Annotated in this window: 20 protein-coding genes; 15 read left to right on the forward strand and 5 right to left on the reverse strand. The window is 49.7% G+C overall.

Annotation, left to right across the window (positions count from 1 at the left end; genetic code table 11):
• The first annotated feature begins 23 nt into the window (after positions 1-23).
• The 4 genes from ACO6VE_RS00805 (at position 24) to ACO6VE_RS00820 (ending at position 5419) form a co-directional block, all read left to right on the forward strand.
• Complete coding sequence (locus tag ACO6VE_RS00805) at positions 24-956, forward strand: PilW family protein (protein WP_422444880.1); 933 nt, start codon at positions 24-26, stop codon at positions 954-956.
• A gap of 6 nt (positions 957-962) precedes the next feature.
• Positions 963-1520, forward strand: coding sequence for a hypothetical protein (locus ACO6VE_RS00810; RefSeq protein ID WP_422459193.1), 558 nt, complete (start codon positions 963-965; stop codon positions 1518-1520).
• Between the two features lie 81 nt (positions 1521-1601).
• Positions 1602-5000, forward strand: a complete 3399-nt coding sequence (locus ACO6VE_RS00815; protein WP_422459195.1) for a pilus assembly protein — start codon at positions 1602-1604, stop codon at positions 4998-5000.
• A 23-nt stretch (positions 5001-5023) separates the two neighbouring features.
• Complete coding sequence (locus ACO6VE_RS00820) at positions 5024-5419, forward strand: type IV pilin protein (RefSeq protein WP_422444874.1); 396 nt, start codon at positions 5024-5026, stop codon at positions 5417-5419.
• Between the two features lie 157 nt (positions 5420-5576).
• On the opposite strand, the gene nudC is transcribed toward ACO6VE_RS00820, so the two are convergent.
• The 4 genes from nudC to ACO6VE_RS00840 are packed head-to-tail and all read right to left on the reverse strand — an operon-like array spanning position 5577 to position 8460.
• Positions 5577-6410, reverse strand: coding sequence for an NAD(+) diphosphatase (gene nudC, locus ACO6VE_RS00825; RefSeq protein ID WP_422459197.1), 834 nt, complete (start codon positions 6408-6410; stop codon positions 5577-5579).
• Positions 6411-6462: 52 nt separating this feature from the next.
• Complete coding sequence (dnaQ, locus tag ACO6VE_RS00830; protein ID WP_422459199.1) at positions 6463-7176, reverse strand: DNA polymerase III subunit epsilon; 714 nt, start codon at positions 7174-7176, stop codon at positions 6463-6465.
• Between the two features lie 35 nt (positions 7177-7211).
• Positions 7212-7652: a ribonuclease HI gene (rnhA, locus tag ACO6VE_RS00835; RefSeq protein WP_101745800.1), complete on the reverse strand. Its 441-nt coding sequence runs from the start codon at positions 7650-7652 to the stop codon at positions 7212-7214.
• The gene (locus ACO6VE_RS00840; RefSeq protein ID WP_422459200.1) at positions 7636-8460 is read right to left on the reverse strand and encodes a methyltransferase domain-containing protein; all 825 of its coding nucleotides are present in this window, start codon (positions 8458-8460) and stop codon (positions 7636-7638) included. The genes rnhA and ACO6VE_RS00840 overlap by 17 nt, the downstream gene beginning before the upstream one ends.
• Positions 8461-8692: 232 nt before the next feature.
• Here ACO6VE_RS00840 and gloB point away from each other — a divergent pair, with 232 nt between their 5' ends.
• From gloB to ACO6VE_RS00890, 10 genes are all read left to right on the forward strand, one after another.
• A complete protein-coding gene (gloB, locus tag ACO6VE_RS00845; RefSeq protein WP_422459202.1) occupies positions 8693-9475 on the forward strand; it encodes a hydroxyacylglutathione hydrolase in 783 nt (260 codons plus the stop codon).
• A 42-nt stretch (positions 9476-9517) separates the two neighbouring features.
• Positions 9518-11143: a LysM peptidoglycan-binding domain-containing protein gene (locus ACO6VE_RS00850; protein WP_422459204.1), complete on the forward strand. Its 1626-nt coding sequence runs from the start codon at positions 9518-9520 to the stop codon at positions 11141-11143.
• A 181-nt stretch (positions 11144-11324) separates the two neighbouring features.
• On the forward strand, positions 11325-13067 hold the full coding sequence (locus tag ACO6VE_RS00855) for an extracellular solute-binding protein (RefSeq protein WP_422459206.1): 1743 nt from the start codon (positions 11325-11327) through the stop codon (positions 13065-13067).
• Between the two features lie 28 nt (positions 13068-13095).
• The gene (locus tag ACO6VE_RS00860) at positions 13096-14898 is read left to right on the forward strand and encodes an extracellular solute-binding protein (RefSeq protein ID WP_422459208.1); all 1803 of its coding nucleotides are present in this window, start codon (positions 13096-13098) and stop codon (positions 14896-14898) included.
• A 119-nt stretch (positions 14899-15017) separates the two neighbouring features.
• A complete protein-coding gene (locus tag ACO6VE_RS00865) occupies positions 15018-17003 on the forward strand; it encodes an extracellular solute-binding protein (protein WP_422459210.1) in 1986 nt (661 codons plus the stop codon).
• A gap of 12 nt (positions 17004-17015) precedes the next feature.
• On the forward strand, positions 17016-18104 hold the full coding sequence (locus ACO6VE_RS00870) for a microcin C ABC transporter permease YejB (protein WP_422459212.1): 1089 nt from the start codon (positions 17016-17018) through the stop codon (positions 18102-18104).
• Positions 18105-18110: 6 nt separating this feature from the next.
• Positions 18111-19136, forward strand: coding sequence for an ABC transporter permease (locus tag ACO6VE_RS00875; protein WP_101745792.1), 1026 nt, complete (start codon positions 18111-18113; stop codon positions 19134-19136).
• Between the two features lie 16 nt (positions 19137-19152).
• Positions 19153-20766, forward strand: a complete 1614-nt coding sequence (locus tag ACO6VE_RS00880) for an ABC transporter ATP-binding protein (RefSeq protein ID WP_422444853.1) — start codon at positions 19153-19155, stop codon at positions 20764-20766.
• 411 nt (positions 20767-21177) lie between these two features.
• A complete protein-coding gene (locus tag ACO6VE_RS00885) occupies positions 21178-21501 on the forward strand; it encodes a hypothetical protein (RefSeq protein ID WP_422444851.1) in 324 nt (107 codons plus the stop codon).
• A 47-nt stretch (positions 21502-21548) separates the two neighbouring features.
• Positions 21549-22145 (forward strand): RING finger domain-containing protein, encoded by a 597-nt coding sequence (locus ACO6VE_RS00890; RefSeq protein ID WP_422444849.1) that lies wholly within the window; start codon positions 21549-21551, stop codon positions 22143-22145.
• A gap of 41 nt (positions 22146-22186) precedes the next feature.
• Here ACO6VE_RS00890 and ACO6VE_RS00895 read toward each other — a convergent pair whose 3' ends face one another.
• Positions 22187-22498, reverse strand: a complete 312-nt coding sequence (locus ACO6VE_RS00895) for an RNA recognition motif domain-containing protein (protein WP_269674327.1) — start codon at positions 22496-22498, stop codon at positions 22187-22189.
• A 247-nt stretch (positions 22499-22745) separates the two neighbouring features.
• Between ACO6VE_RS00895 and ACO6VE_RS00900 the strand changes: the two genes are divergently transcribed.
• Complete coding sequence (locus ACO6VE_RS00900) at positions 22746-25913, forward strand: DUF1601 domain-containing protein (protein ID WP_422444847.1); 3168 nt, start codon at positions 22746-22748, stop codon at positions 25911-25913.
• The last annotated feature ends 18 nt before the right edge of the window (positions 25914-25931 follow it).

Here is a 25931-nt window from a genome sequence, read left to right on the forward strand (position 1 = left end):
AGTACATGGATGTGAGGAAAGTCATGATAAAAAACCCGCGGGCCATTGCCAGTGATAAAAGACAACAGGGGTTTACCCTGGTTGAACTGATGGTCGCTGTCACCCTTTCGCTATTTCTGCTGGCTGGTGTGGCCGTTCTCTATCTCAACACCTTTACCGCCCAGCGTGACAGCAGTGCCATGATTACTCTCAATGATAATGCCCGCACAGCACTGGCCATCATCTCCCGCGACCTTCGCTCTGCAGGGTATATCAATGGCTTGCCGCCAGAGAGCATCAATCAAAATGGCCTGGCGGTTAGCGATGATTGCACTGGCATTGCTGCAGCCCTGACCCCTTCCCCCGCATTTATGGCCGGACGGGCCAGTAACGATATTTTCGGCTGCGCTGCCGGGCAGCCCGGAGACTATACCGCCAATGATGGCCTCCCTTCTGACTGGCTGCTGTTCCGGGGAGCAATTGGCGAAGTGGTTACCAATCCAGTGGCAGACACCAACTACCTGGTCGCCAATACTCAGGAAGGCCACCTTTTCCGTTCTGCCAATGCCCCGTTAATTTCCGCTGACCAGGAGATTCGGGAATATCAGTTCAGCCTGTTTTATCTTCGGGATAATCAGCTGAGGCTGACCCGTCTTGTCAATGACGCCCTGGTTGAAACCACACTGGCCAACAATATCGAAGCCATGCGCGTATTTCTGGGCATTGATGATAATGGCGATGGTCAGGTAAACCGCTATCAGGGAACACCGGCCAACACTAATAACTGGACAGAGCAACAATGGAATGACGTACAAAGCATCAAACTTTACCTGCTGGCCACTACCGATCAAATCAATGCCTTTGAAGATTTTCGCACCTACCAGATGGGCGACATTACTGTTCAGCCCAATGGCGATAACCGCAATCGTCGTTTAGCCAGTACCACCATCTTTCTCTATAACCAGACCTATCGGTGACCGGGGATGACACAGTTCAAAGCAAAACAGGGCGGTATGATTCTGATGGTTTCCCTGTTGTTTCTGATGATGCTGACCACTATTGCTGTCACACTGGTAAACCAGTCCAGCCGGTCACCGCGCATGATCGCCAATGCGGAAATAAAGCTGATTACGTTCAACCAGGCACAGGCAACGCTCAACCAGATTGCTGTTATGGGCATGGACAGTTTTGACCGGGGCATCTGTGGGGCGGACCAGGCTCCCTATAACCCATACGACCCTGACGATACCATGGACGAGCCAGAGAAATTGGCACATACCTGTGGTGCCAACAATACAGCGCCCAGCCCAAGCATTCACTATCAGGCTTCCAGCCAGACGTTACCCCGCAGCGAGAATGCCAGTGGCGTTGGTAAGTACAGCGTTGAGTTTTACCAGATTCAAACGAACAGTGCACAGTCAGGCATAGCCACCTCCCTGGCCATGAACACCTATAAAGTAATGCTGGGTGAACAGGGTGGTTCAGCAACCGGGGATTGGAATGTCAATGTCGGCAATATAGTGGCAACGGCAAGCCCATAGAAACAGCCAGGGGCCGTACCAGAAAGTTCTGGTTTTAACATAAACATGAATAACAAATTTGGTCGTATAATGTGGCATAGAGTGATTTTACAAGGCATTAAATCTGCGGCACTTGTCGCTGTACTTTTGCAGTATCAACTTGCTGCCCATGCTGACGATACGGAACTGTTTACTGGTGCCAATATTAACAATAATGCCAGGCCCCAGGTGATGATCTTGTTAGATACATCCGGGAGTATGGACTATGATGCCCCTTCTATCCCCAAACGCCCCTATAACCCATCAATTACTTATGGTGGTAGCCGAAACCCCAGTAGCCGCTACACCATTTACTGGAATTACGAGTTATTAGTTGATGGCAGCCCATGTACTCCAGTTTATTTTTTCGGAACATCCGGAACAGTTGTTGGCGCAACCTGCCCTGGCAATTACCTTAACTGGTATAATCAGACTGAATTCCAACCTCCCGGAACCCGGATTAACCTGGCAGTTAATGCAATTACCGATCTTATCAATAATAACCCCGGAGTAGACTTCGGCCTTGCTGCTTTTCTGAATGGCCGTGATCGGGGCAGAGGGGGCTATATCAGACGTCGAATAAGTCCGGATAGCAGCCATATTCTGAATGACCTGAATTATATTGATCCAGAAGGCGGAACACCTCTTTGTGGTGCCTACTACGAAGTCCTTAACTTTTTTATGGGGCGGGAATTATATCGAGGACAACTGACCGGCAGCCGGGACACCAGTGTAGAACAAATCCCTGGAAGCCGATACAAAACCACCAGTGAATATGGCGATATTCCAGTGGTTAAACCCTGTCAAAACCTGTACATCATATACGTAACCGATGGAGAGCCGAGTGCTGAGTTTGCGGTAAATAGCAGAGTCAAGTCTGATAATCGGTTGCTGATCGATGGCCTGACACCCATTACCAGCTGTGATAATTATGCTGATAACAGTGGTGGGTTAAGTGAAAATTGTCTGCCAAAGCTTGCCGAATATCTGGCAAAGCCAGGACCTGGTGGACTTGATGGTAATATTGCTACCGGAAATCAAAAAGCATTTACCTACACCATTGGTTTTGCGACAGATCAGCCTCTGTTACGCGAGACCGCAGATAAAGGAAACGGAGTCTGCTATACAACCGTTGGCAGCAATATAGACGCTGACACCGGGTGTGTGGTCGTAAACGATATCGCTTCAGCATTCCAGGGTGCCCTGGGAGAAATTCTCCAGCAAACCAGCACCTTCGTTTCTCCTGCAGTTGCCGTAAATACATTCAAGCGAACTGAGTCGCTGGACAATGCTTACTATGCCATGTTCCTCCCAACCGACTCCGCTCGATGGAAAGGCAATCTGAAAAAATTGAAAATCTATAAGGATGACTCAAGTCCTGCCTGTACAGATTTGGATGATCACGTGCCAGGTACCGTGATTGATCGGCGATGTGATGTGGCACTGGATGATGGCAGCAATCGGATTGCCGATGGCCGTAGCACGTATTGGGGAACTGTTGATGATGGTAGTGATGTGGCCAGTGGGGGATTAGGGGCAACCCTTCTAAACTCAAGGGGGACGTTTTATACCAATTTGGTTAATGCTCAAAATCAGGAGTCAATTGGCTCACTGGATAATATTGATACGAGCCGTTTTAATCTTGACGGTAATGAGAGCTTCACCGCTACAGATCTGATTAACTGGGTCAAAGGACTGGACAGCAGTGGCAATACGCTGGACTGGGTTCTGGGTGATATTCTGCATTCAAGACCAGTAACTCTGAATTATGGCGATACTGATGGCAGCGGCACTGAGTACAGTGAAAATAATCCCGATATACGACTGGCTTTTGGCACCAACTATGGCGTCCTGCATTTTATTGAGGATCAGGGGAATAACGTGGTTGAGAACTGGTCATTCTTTGCCGGAGAAACCGCCGGTAACGCAGCAAAGCTCTATGAAAACCGTGATGATGCAGGCCACCCCTACGGGCTTGATGGCCAGATAAGCGTGATCCGCCTTGACTATAACAAAGACGGCAATATCAAACATACCGATGGTGATCGCATGATCCTCTATTTCGGCATGCGCCGGGGTGGCAGCAGTTACTATGCCATTGACGTTTCCAATCCGGATGGCACTCCTACCCTGCTTTGGCGGATTGACCATACCATGCCCGGATTTACCGAGCTTGGCCAAAGCTGGTCAACACCGGTACCTGTTATTTTACCGGGCCATCGGGAGTTGGTGACGACCACCGAAGGCAAGGTAACGACCAGCTCAATCAACTATAAATATGCTCTTGCCTTTGGTGCCGGTTATGACTCAACCAATGATGATGATCGCCAGGGTGAAGATTTTATCGACGCAGCGGGTGACTCTCATAAAGTCAGGAAATATTCACAAAATGGCCGGGGCCTGTTCTTCGTTGACGCTTCGTCAGGGTCATTAATCCAATCGTTTACTGCCCCTGACGCCATTGATACAGCAAACCCGATACAGTACGAAAGCAGTGATCTGAAATGGAGTGTGGTGGCATCCCCCGCACCCATGGACAGTAATGGTGACGGCCTTACAGACCGGGTCTACTTTGCAGATACCGGTGGCAATGTTTTCAGAATCGATATCGGTAAGGCTTATCCTGATGCCAATGCTCCCGATGTTGAAACTGCCCTGTGGTCCATGATCAAGCTGGCAGAGCTTGGGGCAGATGAGACAGATATACGCCCATCTCCGGATAGTATCGACGATCGTCGTTTTATGTACCAACCGGAGCTGGTGAGAACCACTTACCGGGGACGTGCATATGATGCGGTAGTACTGGGCAGTGGTAACCGGGCCAACCCCATGGCCACTTCAAATACTGACCGTTACTACGTTATCCGTGATACCAATATTTTCTATAACCGCTTTGGCAGTTGTAATGACTGCACAACACCACCCAACGTTATTTCCCATAGCAGTCTGTACGATGCCAGCCGTAACCTTATCCAGCAGGGTACTGATCAGCAAACCGCTAATGGCTTGTCGCTACTGGATAGCAGTAACGGCTGGTATATCAACCTTTCCGCTTCGGGGGAAAAGACAACCACCACCGGCGATGTTTACAGCGGTCAGTTGCTCTACAGCACCTACGCTCCCTCCTCTGCCCCGGGGGCCAACATCTGCACACCCAGTATCGGTTCCAGCCGCTTTTATGTGGTGGACCTTCACACTGCTTCGGCGATTCGGGACGTAGACAATGATAATGATAAAGAGATACATGACCGGTTTTCCTTATTTTCCGTTGTAGGGATGCCCGGTGATGCCACTATTGTCTCCCTTGGTAAAGACACTCTCTCCCTCGGTAAAGACAATGGCTCCCTCGATAAAGACAGAGTCCCCCTCGGTAAAGACAGGAACCTGATCGATTTGAATACCGGATACAGCGGTGCTGTCAATGAAGTCGGTATGCATCGCAGTGGCTGGATAGAACAATAGCAATACATCAGGAGTAAAATAACATGGGAAAAGCCTCAGGCTTTACGCTTATCGAGCTAATTATCGCCGTTGTTATTGTTGGCATACTGGCCTCTATTGCTGTGCCAAGTTACCAAAACGCTATCCAGAATGGTCGGCGTGCCGAAGGACAGACAGCACTGCTGGACATTGCCGGAAGACAGGAGCAGTTTTTCCTTGATAACCATCAATATACCGCTGATTTAAGAAATCTTGGCCTGGGAGCCAATCCATTTATATCAGACGATGGCTGGTATTCAATCAGTGCTGCCTGTGGCGGTAACGGAGATTTTTTCGCCTGTTCCGACGGCTTTGTGCTGATTGCAACCCCACAGGGAGGTCAGGTACCTGATGGCGGCCTGGTCCTCGACTCTTTAGGTAATAGGTTCGGTAATTGGTAAGGCTAAAGAAATCGAAATTGGTCTGAAATCCCCTCTTGTTAGGCAAAGATCTCCGCTATTCTCGGTGATCTTTCTGGCGTTTCATTCTTTCTCAATGATTAACTTTGCCACAAATATTTCAGGTTTCTTATAAGTATTTAAATATGATTGGATAATATCAAACAAATAAATCCACCAGCTTTCTGGCTATAGTAAAACCCGGTGGCAGCTCTGGCGGATTATCCCGATGAAACCAGCCGCCAAAGCTGAGTTCCTTTTCTTCGAGGACAATTTCACCACTTGTGTACTCCCCATGAAACCCCATCATTAATGAATGGGGAAAGGGCCAGCTCTGACTGAAACAGTAATGGAGTTTGCCCAGCGTAAGGCCTGTTTCCTCAAGTACCTCACGATGCACAGCCTCTTCAGCACTCTCCCCGGGCTCGACAAAACCCGCCACCAGCGTATGCATGGTTGACGCTTTACCATGGCGATGATGTCGAACCAGAAGCATTTCCTCCCCCCGGGTCACAAGAACAATGACACAGGGAGAAATCCTCGGATAGGTATGGTGCTCACATTGGGCACAAGCCATTGCCCACTCTCCGACTTTTTCCTGCATCTGATGACCACAACAGCCACAGAATGCATGTTCCCTCCGTGAAGTCAGGATCTGCAGGCCATGGCTAAGGAAACTATAAACCGTTGAGTCTGACTCAGACAGTAAGGCCCTGATGCTTATAGTACCTGTTTCAACGGTGAGACTTGTGAGTTCAACAATCCCTGCTGCCTTGCCATGAAAATAGCCGGTGACTATCGCCTGTTGTTTGATTGCCAGCTGAAACTTGTCGAGACTGTACCAGAGAAAGTTTTCTCCGGTGCTTTCGTCATTTAAAACAACCTGTCCTTCAAACAGTACCAGCCAGCACTGGCCAATCAGTTCAGGTTGCAGGCCTTGCAAAGGTGAATAGTTCACATCCATCACATCGGTAAGATCATGATCCAGTGGCAAAGTAAACTCCTTGATTCCTTTCCATACCCTGAAGACACATTAAAATTATGAACTAATCGTTAGCAAGCCACAGGCAGTTACCCGACTGTTTTTGAATCTGTTCCAGCTTGTGTTGATGGTTTTGCAACTCAGTATCACTGACAGAGATGACTCGCAGCGCAGGCCTGCCTGCAGCCAGTCGCCGGATAATACTGCCCTCTTCCGAATCACCAGCACCATCCTCACTGCTGCCAAGGGAAAGAGCCGTCTGCCCGCCGGTCATGGCAAGGTAGACTTCCGCCAGAATCTCAGAGTCCAGCAACGCGCCATGCAGGGTTCGGGAAGAGTTATCAATGAAATACCGCTTACATAAAGCATCCAGATTATTTTTCTGGCCCGGATGTTTTTTTCTGGCAAGGGCCAGAGTATCAAGCACACCACAACAGCCTTCTACATTGGGGAACCCCCGGCGTAACAGGGAAAACTCATGGTTGATAAAACCAACATCAAACGCTGCGTTATGAATAACCAGCTCGGCTCCGCGAATAAACTCGAGAAATTCATCGGCAATGGCACTGAACACCGGCTTATCGGCCAGAAACTCATTGGTAATGCCGTGAACTTCGATGGCTTCCTGCTCTACCACCCGCTGCGGGTTGATATAGGCATGGTAATGGTTACCGGTGAGTTTCCGGTCAATCATCTCCACGCAGCCTATTTCAATAACCCGGTGCCCTTGTTTAGGGTCAATACCGGTGGTTTCTGTATCAAGAATGATCTGTCGCATAGTTAACGGTTCTCAAATATTGGCCAGAAGACTGTCTACTTTTTGAAAGCTTCCGCACCCTTACAGGCCAGCCGGTCAGCAATTTCATTTTCCCGATGACCGGCATGGCCTTTGATCCATCGCCAGTCGATATCGTGTCGTTGATTCTGTTGGTCCAGCAGCTGCCAGAGATCCTGATTCTTCACCGGCTGACCCGCTGCTGTTTTCCAGTTTTTCCGTTTCCAGCCGGTCATCCATTCGGTGATACCTTTACGGACATACTGGGAGTCGGTAGTAAGAATAATTGAACAGGGCCGTTTCAGAGCCTTGAGCCCTTCTATCGCCGCCATAAGTTCCATCCGGTTATTGGTGGTTTCGGGCTCACCGCCAAATAGCTCTTTCTCTACAGTGCCGTAGCGGAGCAACACACCCCAGCCACCGGGCCCGGGGTTTCCTTTACAGGCACCATCGGTAAAAATTTCAACTGTCTGACTCAAAAGAACTCCAGTCTTTGTTTACTTTAACGGAACTGGTTCTACCAGCACTGGGGCGGGTCAATGGCTGACCGACAAAACGCCTGCGCACATCGGACCATACCTTTCTTACCGGGGTCAGCCCGGGGGTTTCGCGGGTGGCAATCATCATATAAAAGCCACCGACCGGCAGCTGAAGTTGTTCCAGCCTTTGTTCAATCAGATCACCACGCAAACCGGTAAAGAAACGTTTCAGCGGTTGAACATAGCCACCATAAACGATTCTTTCCACATTGAAATTGAGCAGGGCAAGCCAGTCTTTCAACCGTGACGGCGGAATAAAGTGAGCATCCCTGAGAAGACGACGCTGACCTGGTACACACCACCGGGCAATATTGGTCATGCTGTAGGGGTTGAAGCCAATAATTATCAGCTTGCCGTCCGGTATAATGGTATTCGCCGCCTCACTGAGCAAGCGATGCGGGCTGTCCACAATTTCCAGCGTGTGTTGCAACAGAACAAGATCCAGGCTTCCCGGTAACACTGGCCAGTAATGGGGATCAGCCATCACCTGTGGTCTCGGGCAATCGGCAAGATGACTGGAACCGAGGATAAACTGCCTTCTTACCGGACTGCTGAACATCAGATCTTTATGCCAGGAGGCAGAGTATTGCCCCGCATGGAAACCAAAGATGGTACCTAACTCTCTTTCCAGCAGACTTTTTTCATAGTCAACCAGTAACCTTCCTGAGTCGGTATCCAGCCAGCGACGCAAGCCTCCAATACGGTCAGAGAAACTGCTTTTGGTCCTTTTCTGAAATGGTCGAATCATGCAAATTATTGTACCAATAAATATCCCAGAGACTTTTCATCATCAGGTCTGTTCATGTTAACCTCGTTAAGATCGAGTTTATACAGAAAATATTATTCTATGACATCAGCAGATATCGGCTATAACATCTTCAACCGGACAACCTCATAGCACATACAGGCTCAAAACTGATCTTCCCTGTGCAGCAGTATCAACGATGATCACAGGGATGAAAGAAAGGACATTCAAGGCGATGCTGATTATATCTCCGATACCCGCATTTAATGACAACTACATCTGGATATTTCATTCACCGGATAGCCGGGATGTTTTTGTGGTTGATCCCGGTGATGCCAGGCCAGTTGAACAGGCACTGAATCATCATGAACTCAATCTGGTGGGTATTCTCATTACCCACCACCACTTTGATCATATTGGCGGAGTCGCTGAACTGACCCGCAACAGAAATATTCCGGTTTACGGTCCTGATAACCCGGACATCAAGGGAATCACTCACCCTTTGCGTGATAATGATACGGTTGAGCTCAGCACCTGCCAGTTTAAAATTCTGGCCACTCCCGGCCACACACTGGACCATATTGCTTACTTTACCGATTCCGGCGAGGATGAAAATCCAGCGCTTTTTTGTGGAGACACTCTATTTGTTGGTGGTTGCGGCCGATTATTTGAAGGGACGGCAGAACAGATGTACAGCAGTCTGTCCCGACTGGCTTCACTCCCTGGCCATACACGGATTTACTGTGCCCATGAATACACCCAGGCCAATCTTGAATTTGCCCGGTCAGTGGAGCCAAATAACCGAAAGCTACAGGAACAGGTTATGCAAGTTGCTGAGTTACGCTCTGAAAACCGGCCTACCGTGCCCTCAACCCTGAGAAAGGAATTGGACACAAATCCGTTCCTCAGATCAGATCAACCGGAAGTTATTCAAGCCGCCTCTGACAGGGATCCGTCCTCAAGTGCCAGCCCCATCGACGTTCTAAGGGTAATCCGAGCATGGAAGGATAATTTTTGATAGTGGTAAAATAATGAACTGATAATACTCAGAACCCTATATATGACCAAAGCCCCCTACTTAACAGGCCAGCGATTTACTTTTGGCCCACCCCGACGGACTCTGCCAACGCTGGCCCTTTCGCTGTTTCTGACGGGTTGTCAGCTGGTGAGTAACTCGCCCTCATCTTCGGCATCCACGGTCAAGAAAGAAACCAGGCCTATTGTTGAAAAGCCTTCTGTGGAAAAAGCGGAGGTCACCACACCGGAGAAGATAACGCCTGAAAAAAAAGAACCGGTGGTCATCGACGACCTGTGGGTTCGCATTCAGTCAGGTCTGGCAATGGATCTTGACCAGAATAACCCGCGAATTCAGGCTGAACTGAACTGGTATAAACGTCACAAGTCTTACTTCAGCCAGATTTCCAAACGTTCAGAGCCCTATCTCTATTTTATTGTCAAAGAAGCGGAAGCGAGAAATGTTCCCCTGGAACTGGCACTGATGCCCATTGTAGAGAGCAGCTTCGATCCTTTCGCTTACTCTCATGCAGGTGCTTCAGGGCTCTGGCAGTTTATGCCGGCAACGGGTAAACACTACGGCCTCCATCAGAACTGGTGGTATGACGGTCGCCGGGATGTGGTACATTCTACCCGTGCAGCACTGGACTATATGCAAACCCTGTACAACAGGTTTGGCGACTGGGAGCTGGCACTGGCAGCGTTTAACTCTGGCCCCGGCCGGGTACAGCGGGCTGTTCGGAAAAACAAAAAGCTCGGTAAATCTACCCGTTTCTGGGCACTTGACCTTCCCAGAGAAACCACGGCCTATGTGCCGAAACTGATCGCCCTTGGTAAAGTGGTTCGAAACCCATCCAAACATGGCGTCCAGTTGAACAAAATTCCCAATAAGCCCTACTTCGCCAAGGTAGATACCAGTGGTCAGCTGGATATGGCCAAGGCAGCCAAACTGTCGGGGGTCGAATTGGAAGAACTCTACCGACTCAACCCCGGGCTGAACCGCTGGTCAACGCCACCGGAGGGGCCTCACCACCTGGTAGTTCCAGTCACTCATGCTGAACATTTCCGGACTCAGCTGGCAAACCTGCCGCCGGAGAAACGGGTAAAATGGGATCGCTACACAGTCAGTACCGGTGATACCCTGAGCACCATTGCCATGAAATACCAGACCAGTGTCAATGTCATTACCGAGGCCAATAAACTCAGCGGAACCATTATCCGTATTGGTCAGGGCCTGATGATCCCGGTAGCCGCGAAAACCGCAGAAAGTTACACACTCAGTGCCAGCCAGCGCCTTGCAGCAAAGCAAGATCGTTCGGTGAATGGCCGTTACAAAGTTGAGTACCTGGTAAAGTCTGGCGACAGCTTCTGGACGATTGCCCAAAAGTACGAGGTTGGTGTTAACGAGCTGGCTCGTTGGAACAATATGTCTCCCAAAGATACGCTGCGAATTAATCAGAAGCTGGTGGTCTGGAAGAAACAGGATTCACAAAATGCGGTTGTGAGAAAGGTACACTACAAAGTCCGTTCCGGTGACTCCCTGGCCAAAATTGCCTCAAAGTTTAATGTGAATGTCGCCCAGATCAGAGATTGGAACAGCGATATGAGTGGCAAATTTATTCACCCCGGCCAGCAGGTCACATTATTTGTCAATGTAACCCGCAGCTTCTGACTCCCCCACCTTTCCGGCAGATGCTATCCTGATAGCTTTCTGCTGGAAGGTCCTGAGCTTTGATCATCTCTCCCAAAAATAAGATAAGTCTTTAAGAACAGACATCGGAATTACGGCTATGGGGTTTACCGTCTTCAGATTAACAACACCGCTGATCATCTGTGTCTTGAGTATCAGTCCAATGCTATCTGCAGCCGACCAGAACAGCAGGCTAAGACACGCCATCAGCCTTTATGGTGAGCCCGGGTATGCTGAGAGCTTCCGGCACTTTAACTATGTTAATCCCGATGCACCAAAAGGTGGTGAGCTGAAACAGGGCGTTATTGGTCATTTTGACAGCCTTGTACCCTATATAGATCGTGGCACAGCCGCGGCTGGCAGTTATATGATGTATGACACGTTACTGGCCAGATCCTGGGATGAGCCCCTGACCAAATATGGCCTGATTGCAGAGAGTATAGAACTTGCCCCTGATAACACCTGGGCAGCCTTTTCCATAAACCCGGCGGCCCGATTCCATGATGGTCAACCCGTCACCGCTTACGATGTTAAGTTCAGTTTTGACCTGCTCCGGGAAAAAGGGTCAACGTTTTATAAACAGTTCTATCAGGATGTCGAGAAGGTAGAAGCCACCAGCAGCCACAGAGTGCTTTTTGTGTTCAGGCACAGCAATAACCGGGAACTGCCATTGATTCTGGGGCAAATGCCCATTCTTCCCAAACACTATTGGGCAAACCGTGATTTCTCTTCTCCCGGCATGGAGATTCCTGTCAGCAGTGGCCCCTATAAACCGATTAAAATAGAGCCCGGCCGCTCAATAACCTTTGCCAGGGTCGACAACTACTGGGGGAAAGATCTGCCCGTTAACCGGGGAAGACACAATTTTGACCGCATTCAATACGAATATTATCGAAACAGCCATGTCCTTTTAGAAGCACTGCAGAAAGGAGAATACGATCTCAAAACCATCAGCGACCCTCGCGTCTGGCACGACCAGATACGGGATGAAGCACTGAAAAAAAACCAATTAATTCGCACATCTTTAAGCAATCATAACCCGCAGACCTTAACCATCACCTATAACGCCAGAAGAGAGATTCTATCAGAGCCGGGGGTCAGAGAAGCTCTGGGATACGCCATCGAATTTGACTGGATCAATCGACACCTATTCCATGGTATGTACCATCGGGCAGACAGCGTTTTTGCCGGGACAGAACTGGGAGCTTCGGGAAAACCTTCAGAACAGGAAACAGAATTGCTCTCAGTATGGAAACATGAAATTCCGAAACAAGCATTGGATCAGGCATGGACTCCACCGGGGAATGAGCCCGGGATGACCCGCCGGGATCGCAAAAGAAAAGCGCTATCGCTGTTAAAGCAGAGCAGCTGGACCATCAACAACAACCAGCTGGTGAACCAGAACGGCAAACCGCTGGAGCTTGAAATCCTGTTATCCTCTTCTGAAGAGGAACGGATCTTTATTCCAGTACAAAAGACACTGGAAAGCATGGGGATCAGACTGAATATAAGAACCGTAGACGCTGCCCAATATGTTGAAAGGCTCAGAAACCAGGACTTTGATATGGTTCTGTACACCTTTCCCCACACGCCCTCTCCCGGCACAGAACAGGCCAGCTTATGGGGTTCAGCGACCGTTGACCAGCACGGCTCCAGAAATATTGCCGGTATCAAGCTGAAATCCATTGATAGCCTGACGGAGAAAATACCCCGGGCCAACTCCCGGGAGGAACTGCTAACGCTGGTCAAATCCATGGATAGAATCATTCTCTGGAACCACTATGTACTGCCCCTGTGGTACCAGCCCCACTGGCTGATAGTCCACAAACAGCAACTGAAGTACCCGAAAAATCCTGCGCCCTATGCACTGGATTTGAGTACCTGGTGGTATCAGAAAAACCAATAAGTGTGGCTAATTGCAAGGAACTCGCTGGATGACTGACTTTTTGAAAAATGGATTTCTATTTATCAGTCTTATCTACTCTGTGTATGCTTTCGCGAACCCCGCTGGTATCAATTCGACCAAAGCCCATGGCCTGAGCTTTCATAACTCGCTGCAATATCCTGAGAATTTTACCCACTTTGGCTATGCCAACCCCAATGCCCCCAAAGGCGGTACCCTGAGAAAAGGCGTTGTCGGCAGTTTTGATACGTTTAATACGTTTGCCCCAAAAGGCAACTGGGCGGATGGCAGCTACTTTCTTTATGACCCGTTGATGGTCAAGGCCGGTGATGAACCCTATTCAGTCTATGGCCTGATCGCCCGGCAAATTGAGTATCCGGAGGATTTTCGATGGGTCATATACCATCTGAATCCCCATGCCCGGTTTCATGATGGACACGCGATTACCTCAGAAGATGTTGTCTATACCTTTCAATCACTGAAGAAACGAGGCCCACCTCACTACAGGCATCTTTATGGAATCATTGAGAATGTCGAGTCACTATCGCCTACGTCCGTTCGTTTCAGTTTTTCCGAGCCACCAGCCAAAAGTCTGATTCTTCGACTCTCGCAACTCAGGGTGCTGCCAGCGCACTACTGGCAGCAGCCAGAGCGTGATCTCTTCAAGGCGACACTGAAGCCCCCACTGTCCAGTGGACCTTTCCGGGTAAAAGAGTTCAGCCCCGGACGCTTTGTTACCTATGAACGTGTTACGGATTATTGGGCAGCTGACCTGGCCGTCAACAAAGGTCGACATAATTTTGATCTCCTCAGAACCGACTACTACCGGGATGATGGCATTGCCCTTGAGGCCTTTAAAAAAGGAGAGTACGACCTCCGTATTGATGCCAATCCCCGAAGCTGGTCACAGGCGTATAAACCAACGCAGACAGGCAAAGCAAAATTCATTCAGGAAAAAATAAACAACAAAAGTCTGGGCATGCGAGCGTTTGTATTCAATCTGAGAAAACCGGTTTTTGCCAGCCGAACAGTCAGAAAAGCCATTTCCCAGGCGCTGGATTTCAACTGGATGAATCAACACCTGTTTTTTGGTATGTATTATCAGGCCTACAGTCTTTTCTCTAATTCAGACCTCGCCGCTGATGGGCCTCCTTCTGAAAAAGAGAAGGCGTTACTGGCTCCCTGGCAGGATGAGCTTCCTGATAAGTTGTTTACCGCCCGCTGGGAGCCGGTTCAGACAGACGGTTCAGGCAACTGGCGAAATAACAAGACTCGGGCCTTCCAATGGCTGAAAGAAGCCGGTTATCGCTACAACAACAAAACTCTTGTTGATCCCCATGGTCAACCACTGAAGTTTGAGATTCTGCTGACTGACCCTGAACATGAACGCTTTGTGATTCCATTCGTTCGTAATCTCAGTGAACTGGGTATTGCCGCCAGCATCAATACCGTAGATGCCTCGCGGTACATCAATCGTCTCCGCACGTTTGATTTTGATATGATCATTCACGGCTTTTACCCCGGTATTACCCCCGGTACCGAGTTAAAAAATTTCTGGGGCAGCGCCAGCGCAGACAGTGACGCGGGACAAAACCTTTCCGGCATTAAACTCGACTCGCTGGACCGTATGATTGATAACGCCATCATGGCAACAACCCGTGAAGAGCTGACTCTTTACACCCGGGCCATTGATCGGATCGTACTCTGGCACTACGCGGTCATTCCTCAATGGTACCTGCCCTACTGGCCAATGGTTTACTGGCCAGGACTGCAACACCCTGAGCTTGCCCCACCTTTTGACAATGGCTTAAGTACCTGGTGGCGGGAATATTGATATAAGTCCGGCCTGACGGGTACTTAACAACCATCCATGGTTCAGTCTATATTAGAACGATTACTTATATACAAGACTGCACAGAGATTTTTCAACACTAACGGTTGCTTATGATGGTCATGAATTCTGGTTATCTTACACTTGCAGCGCTGACCCTTGGGGTGACTCTCTCTTATTCCAGCGGGTCATCAGCCACTGCCTCTGGAAATACCACCGGGTCAGAGCACGAGGTCATCGCTAAAACGTCACTGGTGCTGCACGGTGAAGCGAAATATGGCAGCAAGCCCTTTACGCACTTTGATTATGTCAATCCTGAGGCCCCCAAAGGCGGCAGTATTCGTATGGCTGCCAGTGGTACCTTTGACAGCCTCAATCCATACACCAACAAAGGAACCCCGGTTAGCGGTATCGCGCTTATTTATGACACATTGATGACCCAGAGCCGTGATGAGCCTTTTTCCCTCTACCCACTCATCGCCGAGTCCGCAGAAAAAGCCCCTGATAACAGCAGCATCACCTTTAACCTGAACCCCGACGCCCGTTTCCACGATGGTCAGCGGATCACTGCTGACGATGTAAAATACACCTTTGAACTACTGACCCGTCACGGGCACCCTTTCTACCGCAGTTACTATTCCGATGTGGACACCGTCACCGTGCTTGCTGATCGTCGGGTCAAATTCACATTCAAACATAGCAATAACCCTGAACTGCCTTTTATTCTGTCAGAGCTGCCTGTTCTTCCGAAACATCACTGGGAACTGGATGAGAATGATTTTTCCTCTGCCTCACTCCAAATCCCTTTGGGCAGTGGCCCCTATCAGGTTAAAAGTGTTGATGGCGGCCGGAGCATTGCCTATCAGCGGGTCAAGGATTACTGGGCCAAAGATTTACCCGTTAACAGGGGCCGATATAATTTTGATGAGGTCAGTTACGACTACTACCGGGACGAACATGTCGCCCTGCAGGCACTGAAAGCGGGCGAATATGACCTGCGCTATGAAAATATTGCCAAAAACTGGGCCACTGCCTACGACGTGCCCCCGGTTCACAACGGCGAACTGATTCTGGCCACCATCCCTACCCGAAACCCTGCGCCTATCCAGGGCTTTGCCTTCAACCTGCGACGGGACTTCCTGCAGGATCCCCTGGTCCGAAAAGCCATGGGCTATGCCATGGATTTCGAATGGCTGAATCGTAACCTTTTCCATGACAGCTACCTTCGTTCGACGAGCTATTTTGGCAATTCAGGCATGGAAGCCACCGGCATTCCTGAGGGGGATGAACTGAAACTCCTTGAGCCCTGGCGCAAGCAGTTACCGGCAGAACTCTTTACCACACCCTATAGCGTTCCGGTGACTAATGGTTCCGGCAATATCCGGCCGCAACTGAAAAAAGCACTGCGGCTATTGAAAAAAGCAGGGTGGACCCTTGAGAACAACAAGCTGGTCAATAACAATGGCCAACCCCTGGAGGTTGAGTTACTGCTCGGACAACCCTCTCTTGAGCGGGTAGCGCTGCCTTTCAAGAAAAATCTGGAACAAATGGGTATTGAACTGAAGATCCGAACCGTTGATATCTCCCAATACATCAACCGTATTCGTGACTTTGACTATGACATGATCGTTGCCGGCTATGGCCAATCGGCCTCTCCGGGTAATGAGCAGACGGGGTTCTGGGGCAGTAAAGCGGCAGACACCAAAGGCAGCCGTAACTACATGGGAATCAAAGATCCGGTAGTGGATGCCATGATTGACCATGTGATTGATGCCACCAGCAGAGAGGAGCTTACCACTGCAGTAAAAGCGCTGGACCGGGTGCTGTTGTGGGGTGAGTACCTGATTCCCCAGTGGTACTACCCTTATGACCGAATCGCCCATTCCAGCCGATTAATCAGGCCAGAATCAGAACCTTTGTACAGTACCGACATTTATACCTGGTGGATCGACAATCAACCGGATGCAACAACCCATTCATCCCGGAACACTGGCGATGCCAGCGAACCCGCCGGTAACGCTGAAAACGACCGTTCATGGTTATACTCAGCACTGATATTGCTGGGCCTTATTCCTGTCTGGATTTATCGCCGCAGAAAAAACCGTTAACAGGAACCCTCCATGAGCAGCTATATTTTGCGCCGACTTGCCCTGATGATCCCGACCCTGTTCGGAATCATGCTGGTGAACTTTGTTATCATTCAGGCCGCCCCCGGCGGCCCGGTGGAACAGATGATTGCCAAACTTGAGGGTTTTGAAGTCAACGCCATCAGCCGAATCGGAGGCTCCGGTAATGCCGAAGTCCAACAGATGAGTCTGGATGAGAGCGGTGAATATCGCGGTCGCAGAGGTCTTGACCCGGAACTGATCAAGGATATCGAGCAACTGTACGGCTTTGATAAGCCAGCCCATGAGCGGTTTGTGCAGATGATCAAAAACTACCTGACCTTTGATTTTGGCGACTCGTTTTTCCGCGATGCCAAAGTAGTGGACCTGATTAAGGAGAAACTGCCGGTCTCGATTTCACTGGGCCTGTGGAGCACCCTGATCATCTACCTGATCTCCATTCCGCTGGGTATTCGCAAGGCATTGAAACACGGCAGCCGGTTCGATATCTGGTCAAGCGCTGTGATCACCACGGGTTATGCGATTCCAAGCTTCCTTCTGGCCATTCTGTTAATCGTGCTGTTTGCCGGAGGCAGTTACTGGAACGTTTTCCCACTGCGAGGGCTGGTATCGGACAACTTCGAGGAATTAAGTTTTATGGGTCAGATACAGGACTATATCTGGCACATGATACTGCCCATCATCTGTATGGTCATCAGTGGTTTTGCCACACTGACCATGCTGACCAAGAATTCATTCCTGGATGAAATCCATAAACAGTATGTGCAAACCGCAAGGGCCAAAGGACTGGATGACCGTAAAGTCCTGTACGGCCATATCTTCCGTAATGCCATGTTGCTGGTGATTTCCGGCTTCCCTGCGGCATTAATTGGCATCCTGTTTACCAGCTCCTTGCTGATTGAAATCATTTTTTCTCTGGATGGGCTCGGACTGCTTGGCTATGAAGCGGCCATCAACCGGGATTATCCCGTGGTGTTTGGCTCTCTTTATATCTTCACCCTGCTGGGTATGCTGATCAAACTCCTCGGCGATCTCACCTATGTCGTCGTGGACCCCCGTATTGATTTCGAAGCCAGGGACTGACGTGGAATGACAAGGTTCAAACTTAATCCGCTCAACCAGCGCCGCTGGCAGAATTTCAAGCAGAATCGCCGGGGCTATATTTCGCTCTGGCTATTCAGCATTCTCTTCGTCATAACCCTGCTGGCAGAGGTGGTGGCTAACGATAAGCCGCTGCTGCTCTGGTACGATGGCAGCCCCTATTTCCCGACCCTGGTTACCTATCCGGAAACCACCTTTGGCGGAGAGTTTGAACTGGAAATGGACTACCGACAGGAATTTGCCCAAGAACTGGTCGAGCCCAAAGGATGGATGCTCTGGCCGCCCATTCGCTACAGTTACGACACCATAAATTACGCCCGTATTGCCCCCGCCCACCCTTCCCTTGACAACTGGCTGGGCACCGATGACCAGGGGCGTGATGTGCTGGCCCGGGTGATTTACGGCTTCCGCATTTCGGTACTTTTCGGTTTGGCACTGACCTTTTTCAGTACCATCATCGGTGTTGCGGTTGGCGCTCTGCAGGGCTTTTACGGCGGCAAAATCGATTTATTCGGACAGCGTTTTATTGAAATCTGGTCGGGCATGCCCAATCTCTACCTGTTGATCATCCTTGCCAGTTTTGTCGAGCCGGGGTTCTGGTGGCTGCTGGGTATTATGCTGTTATTCCAGTGGATGGCACTGGTGGATGTGGTGCGTGCCGAGTTTCTCCGGGGCAGAAACCTGGAGTATGTTCGGGCCGCCAGGGCCCTGGGGATGACCAATGGGCGTCTGATGTTCCGCCATATTTTACCCAATGCCATGATCGCCACGGTCACGTTTATGCCCTTTATTCTGACCGGAGCCATTACCACCCTGACCTCCCTTGATTTCCTGGGTTTCGGCCTGCCGGCTGGCTCCCCTTCCCTTGGTGAGTTGATTGCTCAGGGCAAAAACAACCTTCAGGCACCCTGGCTGGGAATTACCGCATTTCTGGTCATGTCCATTATGCTCACGTTACTGGTGTTTATCGGTGAAGCGTGCCGGGATGCGTTGGACCCGAGAAAATACTATTAAAGAGAACCGAACATTTATGGATAAGCCATTATTGGCCATTAACAATCTCCGGATTGGTTTTCAACAGGGTGAGCACCGTGTTGAAGCCGTTAAAGGTGTGTCGTTCTCTGTCAATGCCGGAGAAACCGTTGGCCTGGTTGGAGAGTCCGGATCCGGCAAGTCCATCACTGCCCTGAGCATCCTGCAACTGCTTCCCGAAAACGCCCATTGCTCTGGTGCAATAGCGTTTGCCGATGAGGCCCTGCTGGATTTGTCCAAATCACAAATGCGCAAAATTCGTGGCCATAAGATCAGTATGATCTTTCAGGAGCCGATGACAGCGCTCAATCCACTGCATACCATCGAAAAGCAGATAGGCGAAGTACTGGCTATACACCTTGGCCTGCAAAACTCAGAAGCAACGGCTAAGACACTGGAACTGCTGGAACTGGTGGGTATCCGTGATGCCAGGAACCGTTTAAAGGCCTATCCCCATGAGCTGTCCGGTGGACAGCGACAACGGGCCATGATTGCCATGGCCCTCGCCTGTGAACCAACACTGCTGATTGCCGATGAACCAACCACCGCCCTGGATGTAACCGTGCAACGACAAATTCTCAGTCTGCTGGCGGACCTTCAGCAGAAACTGGGTATGGCCATTCTGTTTATCAGTCACGACCTTAATCTGATACGCCATGTGTCGGATCGAATCTGCGTGATGAAAAACGGTGACATTGTTGAGCAGGGCGTCACCGAATCCGTGTTCACAGCGCCCCAACACCCCTACACCATCGACCTGCTCAATGCCGAACCTGACGGAGAACCTGAACCACTGAACGAACACCCCACGCCGCTGGTCACTGGTGAAAAGATCAAAGTCTGGTTCCCGATCAAAAAAGGCTTTTTCAAAAAAACCGTAGGCCATGTTAAGGCAGTCACTGATTTATCGCTCACCATTCACCAGGGCGAAACCCTGGGTATTGTTGGTGAGTCCGGTTCCGGTAAAACAACCCTGGGCATGGCCCTGTTGAAACTGCAGACGTCAGAGGGCCTGATCAGGTTTGAAGATACCCGTATCGACACGATGAACCAGGACCAGTTCCGGCCACTGCGACGGGAAATGCAGATCGTGTTTCAGGATCCCTTTGGCAGTCTCAGCCCACGCATGACGGTTGCTGATATTGTTGGTGAAGGCCTTGATATTCATAAACTGGCCACTGAAGCCAATCGTGATGAACAGATCATCGCTGCCTTGGAGGATGTGGGCCTTGACCCGGAGTATCGTCACCGTTACCCACATGAGTTTTCCGGCGGCCAGCGCCAGCGTATCTCCATTGCCAGGGCTCTGGTGCTGAAACCCAGACTGATGGTGCTGGACGAGCCAACGTCTGCGCTGGACAGAACCGTTCAATCCCAGATCATCGATTTACTGCGCAACCTGCAGAAAAAATACCACCTCAGTTACATTTTTATCAGCCACGACCTGGCGGTGGTGAAAGCCATGAGTCATCGAATTGTCGTGATGCAGGGGGGAAAGATTGTCGAACAGGGAACTACCCGACAGATTTTTAACCAGCCTGTAGAAGCCTATACACGAGAGTTAATCAGTGCTGCTTTTGAATCACAGAAAAGCGCTCAGGAGGCTGACTGAGAATAGACTTCCCTGTTTATTGGCCGAATTTTAGGCGGACCCCCTTAAGAGTACTCTTCATAGTTCCCGGTCCCCATAGGGAACCAAAACCAGATACAGATGTCAGCAGATACAATACCAGATGTCAGAAATTGAAACAGTGAGTTTTTTTATATGGGTGTTACAGACGGCGTTGACTGTTTAATCTGTCACGATTCAGCACAATGCAGCCCCTTCAAACTAACGTGTAGACATACTTTTGGCAGATCGTGCATGCAGAGATGGATGGCAAGTTCTGGCCAGAGAAACTGCCTGATATGTACAAGACAATTAACTGATGATGAAGTAGAACAGATAAACTATATCCCGTTGTATGACCGAGTGGTAAATATTTCGATAAAAGCTATCCCAATCTTTGGCAGAACTGCTTCAATGTATCTCGGTAGTTTGTACGCAGGCTTTGCCGCTGGCGTGGTTCTTAACGGGTCCTTGAATCCTGCCTCATTGATTGCAATTGCTGCAAATACTGCCGTGTTTATTCCTGTGGCTGCTATCGGGGCTCTCGGGGCTGCTGCTGATGCCCCCATAGGTTTTGTTACTGCTGCCGGGGCTGCTGCCGGGGCTTGTGGTGGGGTTGCGTTTAATCATACTGCAGCTGCTTGTGGCGTGCTCAATCTTTCTGATACTGCGGTTTGTCTCGGGGGGGCTGCCATGGGAGCTGCCCTGGCTCATTTGGCGTATGAGGAAAGAGAGTGACCAGATAAAGATGTCAGCATTTGAGGATGAAACTGTGAGGCTTTCATATGGATGCTGTTGACGATGTTGCATGTTTAATATGTTATGATTCTGAAAAATGCAGCCCCTTCAAACTAACATGCGGACATGCCTTTGGTAGATCATGCATGCAGGGATGGATTGAAAGTTCTGGCCAAAAGAACTGTCTGTTATGTACAAAACAATTAACTGATGATGAAGTAAAACGGATAAAATGTATCCCATTGTATGACCGGGCAGTAAATATTTTGATAAAAGCTATCCCAATCTTTGGCAAAACTGCTCTGTATTATTTCAGCATCTCCGGTATCGGCACTGCCCTTAACGTAATTCGTGATGGTTTTTTTAAACCGTCCCAGGTTGTTGCCACTGCTGCGGCGGTTGCTACGTTTTTTCCCACTGCTACTATCGGGACTCTTGCAGCTGTTGCTGGTGTTCCCCTACGTTATGCCACAGCCGCCGGGGCTGCTGCCGGGGCTTGTACGGTGGCTATGGTTGATCAAGCTCGAGCTGCCGCCGCTCCTTATCCTTATCACGCAATGTTTCCTTCTGCTGCTGCGGTTTGTATCTGGGGGGCTGCCCTAGGATGTGTCGCAACTGGTATAGCATATTGCGCAAAAAAGTGAGCACATTTCCGCAAAGCTTAAAGCACTTTCAGATTAAACCTTTAGCGGTTAAAGTTGTTATTAAAAGACCTTGGTTGTCTTTTGGCTGAATCTCGCTGACCAGATTCCTTCTGTCGAGCGTCATTTACTCTTAATGGCCGCCCGGCTACTTCTTTGCCATCCATAGTTCTGGCGGCTTCAGCTTCCGTTTCTTTTTCAAAGGTGATGAATGCAAAGCCCCTTGAGCGCCCAGTCTCCCGATCCCTCATCAGTTTGATATCTTCAATGACACCAAATGATTCGAAAGCCTGTTCAAGGTCTTCTTCAACGGCGGTATACGCCAGGTTACCAATGTATAAAGTCCTTTTTTGCATGGAAAACTCTGGTTTTTCTCTAGGTTGAACGCAAGTCCTTGCGTAGAAAAGCAGTATCAACATCAAGATCAACAAAATGTAACAATCATCAGATTGTCATATCACACTGTTGTTGTCCACTTGCTTATCGGCAGATTCATGTTGATCATTAACGGATTCAGGAATTATAGACATTTCACTAAAATGAACTTATGAACAGAACAGCAGTCTGCTTTTTTATATTCTCATGAATTAATGAAATATAATTATGGACAGAAGCTCTGCTGGTATCAGTGGTAGATACGCAAGACCAGATAATGATTACAGACAACCGGATGACCATGCCGCTTCTTTAAGGCGTGGTCGGTATAGACATGCCACGGTCAGCCAGAGGGATAGTACCCCGCGCACTAAACCGTGGCGTCATAAATATTACCGTTCTTCTGCCGTATGCCCTTCTCAACACCTGCAGTGCCGTTCAGTAGACCCTGTTCAAGATTTCAATGACCTCATCAAACAGGAAAGAATGGCTGGTCTGTTGAGTAAATCGAATCGTTTCGGTCACCGCTATGATGGGAGAAATCACGGTCAATATGCCAGTTCAATAAAAAAATACACGTTAGCTGCTAAAAGACCGTTAAATCGAGCGGAACAAAGCCAGCTGATACGTTTGCTGCAAAATTTTATCGCAACCCGGAGTTGGAATTGGCGAAGCCTGACAACAACGCTTCATTCATTCACTTCAGCCGGTGTTTTTACCCTTCATAACCCCATGGATGAACGTATTAAACTTACTCAAGCCAACATATTGTCAACGCTATTTGATGCAATAAAATTTAACTGCAATCTGCAACCTGAATCCGGGGATATTGATACCCAGGAAATCGCCAACCTGCTGTGGGCCATGGCAAAACTGGTGGACAATGGGCAGGGACGAACACCAGGGCTCAAAGAGGCCGCGGCTGCGCTATTGCCCCACGTGAAAGCACAGACAGCTCAATTTAAACCACAGGAAATCGCCAACCTGCTATGGGCCATGGCGAAACTGGGGGACAACGGCCTGGAGTGGGTACCAGGGCTGAAAGAGGCCGTAACCGCGCTGTTGCCTCAGGTGAGCGAACAGAAAGACCAATTTATTCCTCAGCATATCGCCAACCTGTTGTGGGCCATGGCAAAACTGGTGGACAACGGGCTGGAGCAATCACCACGACTCAAAAAGTCCGTAGCCAAGCTGTTGCCACAGGTGAACGCACAGAAAGACCAATTTATTCCTCAGAACATCGCCAACCTGCTGTGGGCCATGGCGAAACTGGTGGACAACGGGCTGGAGCAATCATCAGGCCTCATAGAGGCCGTGGACGTTCTGTTGCCCCACGTGAACGCACAGAAAGCCAACTTTAAAACCCAGGAAATCGCCATACTACTGTGGGTCATGGCGAAACTGATGGACAACGGACCGGAGCGGAAACCAGAGCTCAACCAGGCCGTGGCCGTGCTGTTGCCTTTCGTGAACACACAGAAAGACCAATTTACTCCTAACCAGGTCGCCTGTCTGCTCTGGGCCATGGTGAAACTGCTGGACTATGGGCTGGAGCAGTCGCCAAGGCTCAGAGAAACCTTAGCCGCGCTGTTGCCCTGCGTGAACGCACAGAAAGACCAATTCAATGCCCATGGTATCAGCAACCTGCTGTGGGCCATGGCGAAACTCGTTGACAACGGCCACGAGCAGACACCAGAACTCAAAAAGACGGTGGCCGCACTTTTGCCCTGCGTAAACGCTCAGAAAGACCAACTTAATGCCCAGGGTATCAGCAACCTGCTGTGGGCCTTGGCAAAATTAGTGGATAACGGCCTGGAACAGACACCAGGGCTCAACGCGGCCTTGGCCAGGCTGTTGCCCCACGTGAACACACATAAAGCTCACTTTAAAACACAGGGGATCACCAACCTGCTGTGGGCCATGGCGAAACTGTTGGACAACGGGCTGGAGCTGACACCAGTGTTCAACGAGGCCCTGGCCGCGCTGTTGCCACACGTGAACGCACAGAAAGATCAATTTAATGCCCAGGGTATAGCCAACCTGTTGTGGGCCATGGCGAAACTGGTCGGCAGTGGGCAAGAGCGGACACCAGAACTCAACGAGGCCGTGGCCGTGCTGTTGCCCCATGTGAACACACAGAAAGACCAATTTATTCCTCAGCATATTGCCAACCTGCTGTGGTCCATGGCGAAACTGTTGGACAACGGGCAGGAGCGGACACCAGAGCTCAATGAGGCCGTGGCCGTGCTGTTGCCCCATGTGAACGCACAGAAAGACCAATTTACAGCTCAGCATATCGCCAACCTGCTGTGGGCAATGGCCAAACTTTTGGACAACAGGCAGGAGCAGACACCAGAGTTCAACGAAGCCGTGGCCGCGCTGTTGACCTGCGTGATCGCACAAAAGGCTAACCTTCACCCACTGGGTATTGCCAACCTGCTGTGGGCCATGGCAAAACTGGTGGACAACAAACAGGAGCCGAGATCAGTGCTCACAGAGGCCGTGGTCACGCTGATACCCTATGTAAACCAACAGAAAGATCAATTTATTCCCATGCATATTGCCAACCTGCTGTGGGCCATGGCAAAACTGGGTGAGCTTATCGAGCTGAACGTGTTTACCTCTACGTTTGAATCTCTTGTCCAGAGAATCAGTAACAACCCGACGCTCTCTCAGCAAGGGATATTGATATCTCTCTGGGGAGTAATGGTGTCCTGTGCCAGATTATCTTTGGTGGCCAGTGTCAATAAACAAGATGTGCTTGAAAAACATCTGGCTGTCCTGTTTTCTCGTCTGGAAAATACATCCCCGGATGATGAAGAGGATCAAACCATCATTTCCATGGCCGCCAAGTGGCTCGGGAAACCCTGCCCGTTCGTCCTCGATTACCAGACAACCAGGTCAAGACCTCAAGCCGAGTTCCGCGATAAACTCAAATCATCCATTCCCTCTTTGAAGATTGAAGAAGAAAAGTGTCTGAACTCATTACCTCCGGTTGATCTCTTACTGCCAGATCACAACATGGTTATCGAAATTCAGGGACCGGCTCATTACGTAAGTGGTGATTTCAAAACCAGGAATGGTTCGACTCTGCTGAAAATTGCGCTGCTGCAAAAAGCAGGATTTGAGGTTATTGAAATCCCGGTTAACGAGCTTTTGGACAAAAGGTTAATAAAACGACGTATTGAACAAATAAAGTCCAGAATACACATCCCGGTACACGGGCATGACGCTGTATCACTTAAAAGAGGGTGGACAGATAACGCATACGTTGCTGCCGATAAAGATTGGCACCCCTCAGATTACTGTTACTTAACCGCCGAAGAAAATTCACAAGAGCAAAGAGACCACCCAGAAAGTAAAAAGAAAAAACAACCAGTATACCAATTCAATTAAAAAATACACGTCAGCTGC

The organism is Endozoicomonas sp. ALB115 (genome assembly GCF_049310245.1).
Lineage (GTDB): Bacteria > Pseudomonadota > Gammaproteobacteria > Pseudomonadales > Endozoicomonadaceae > Endozoicomonas.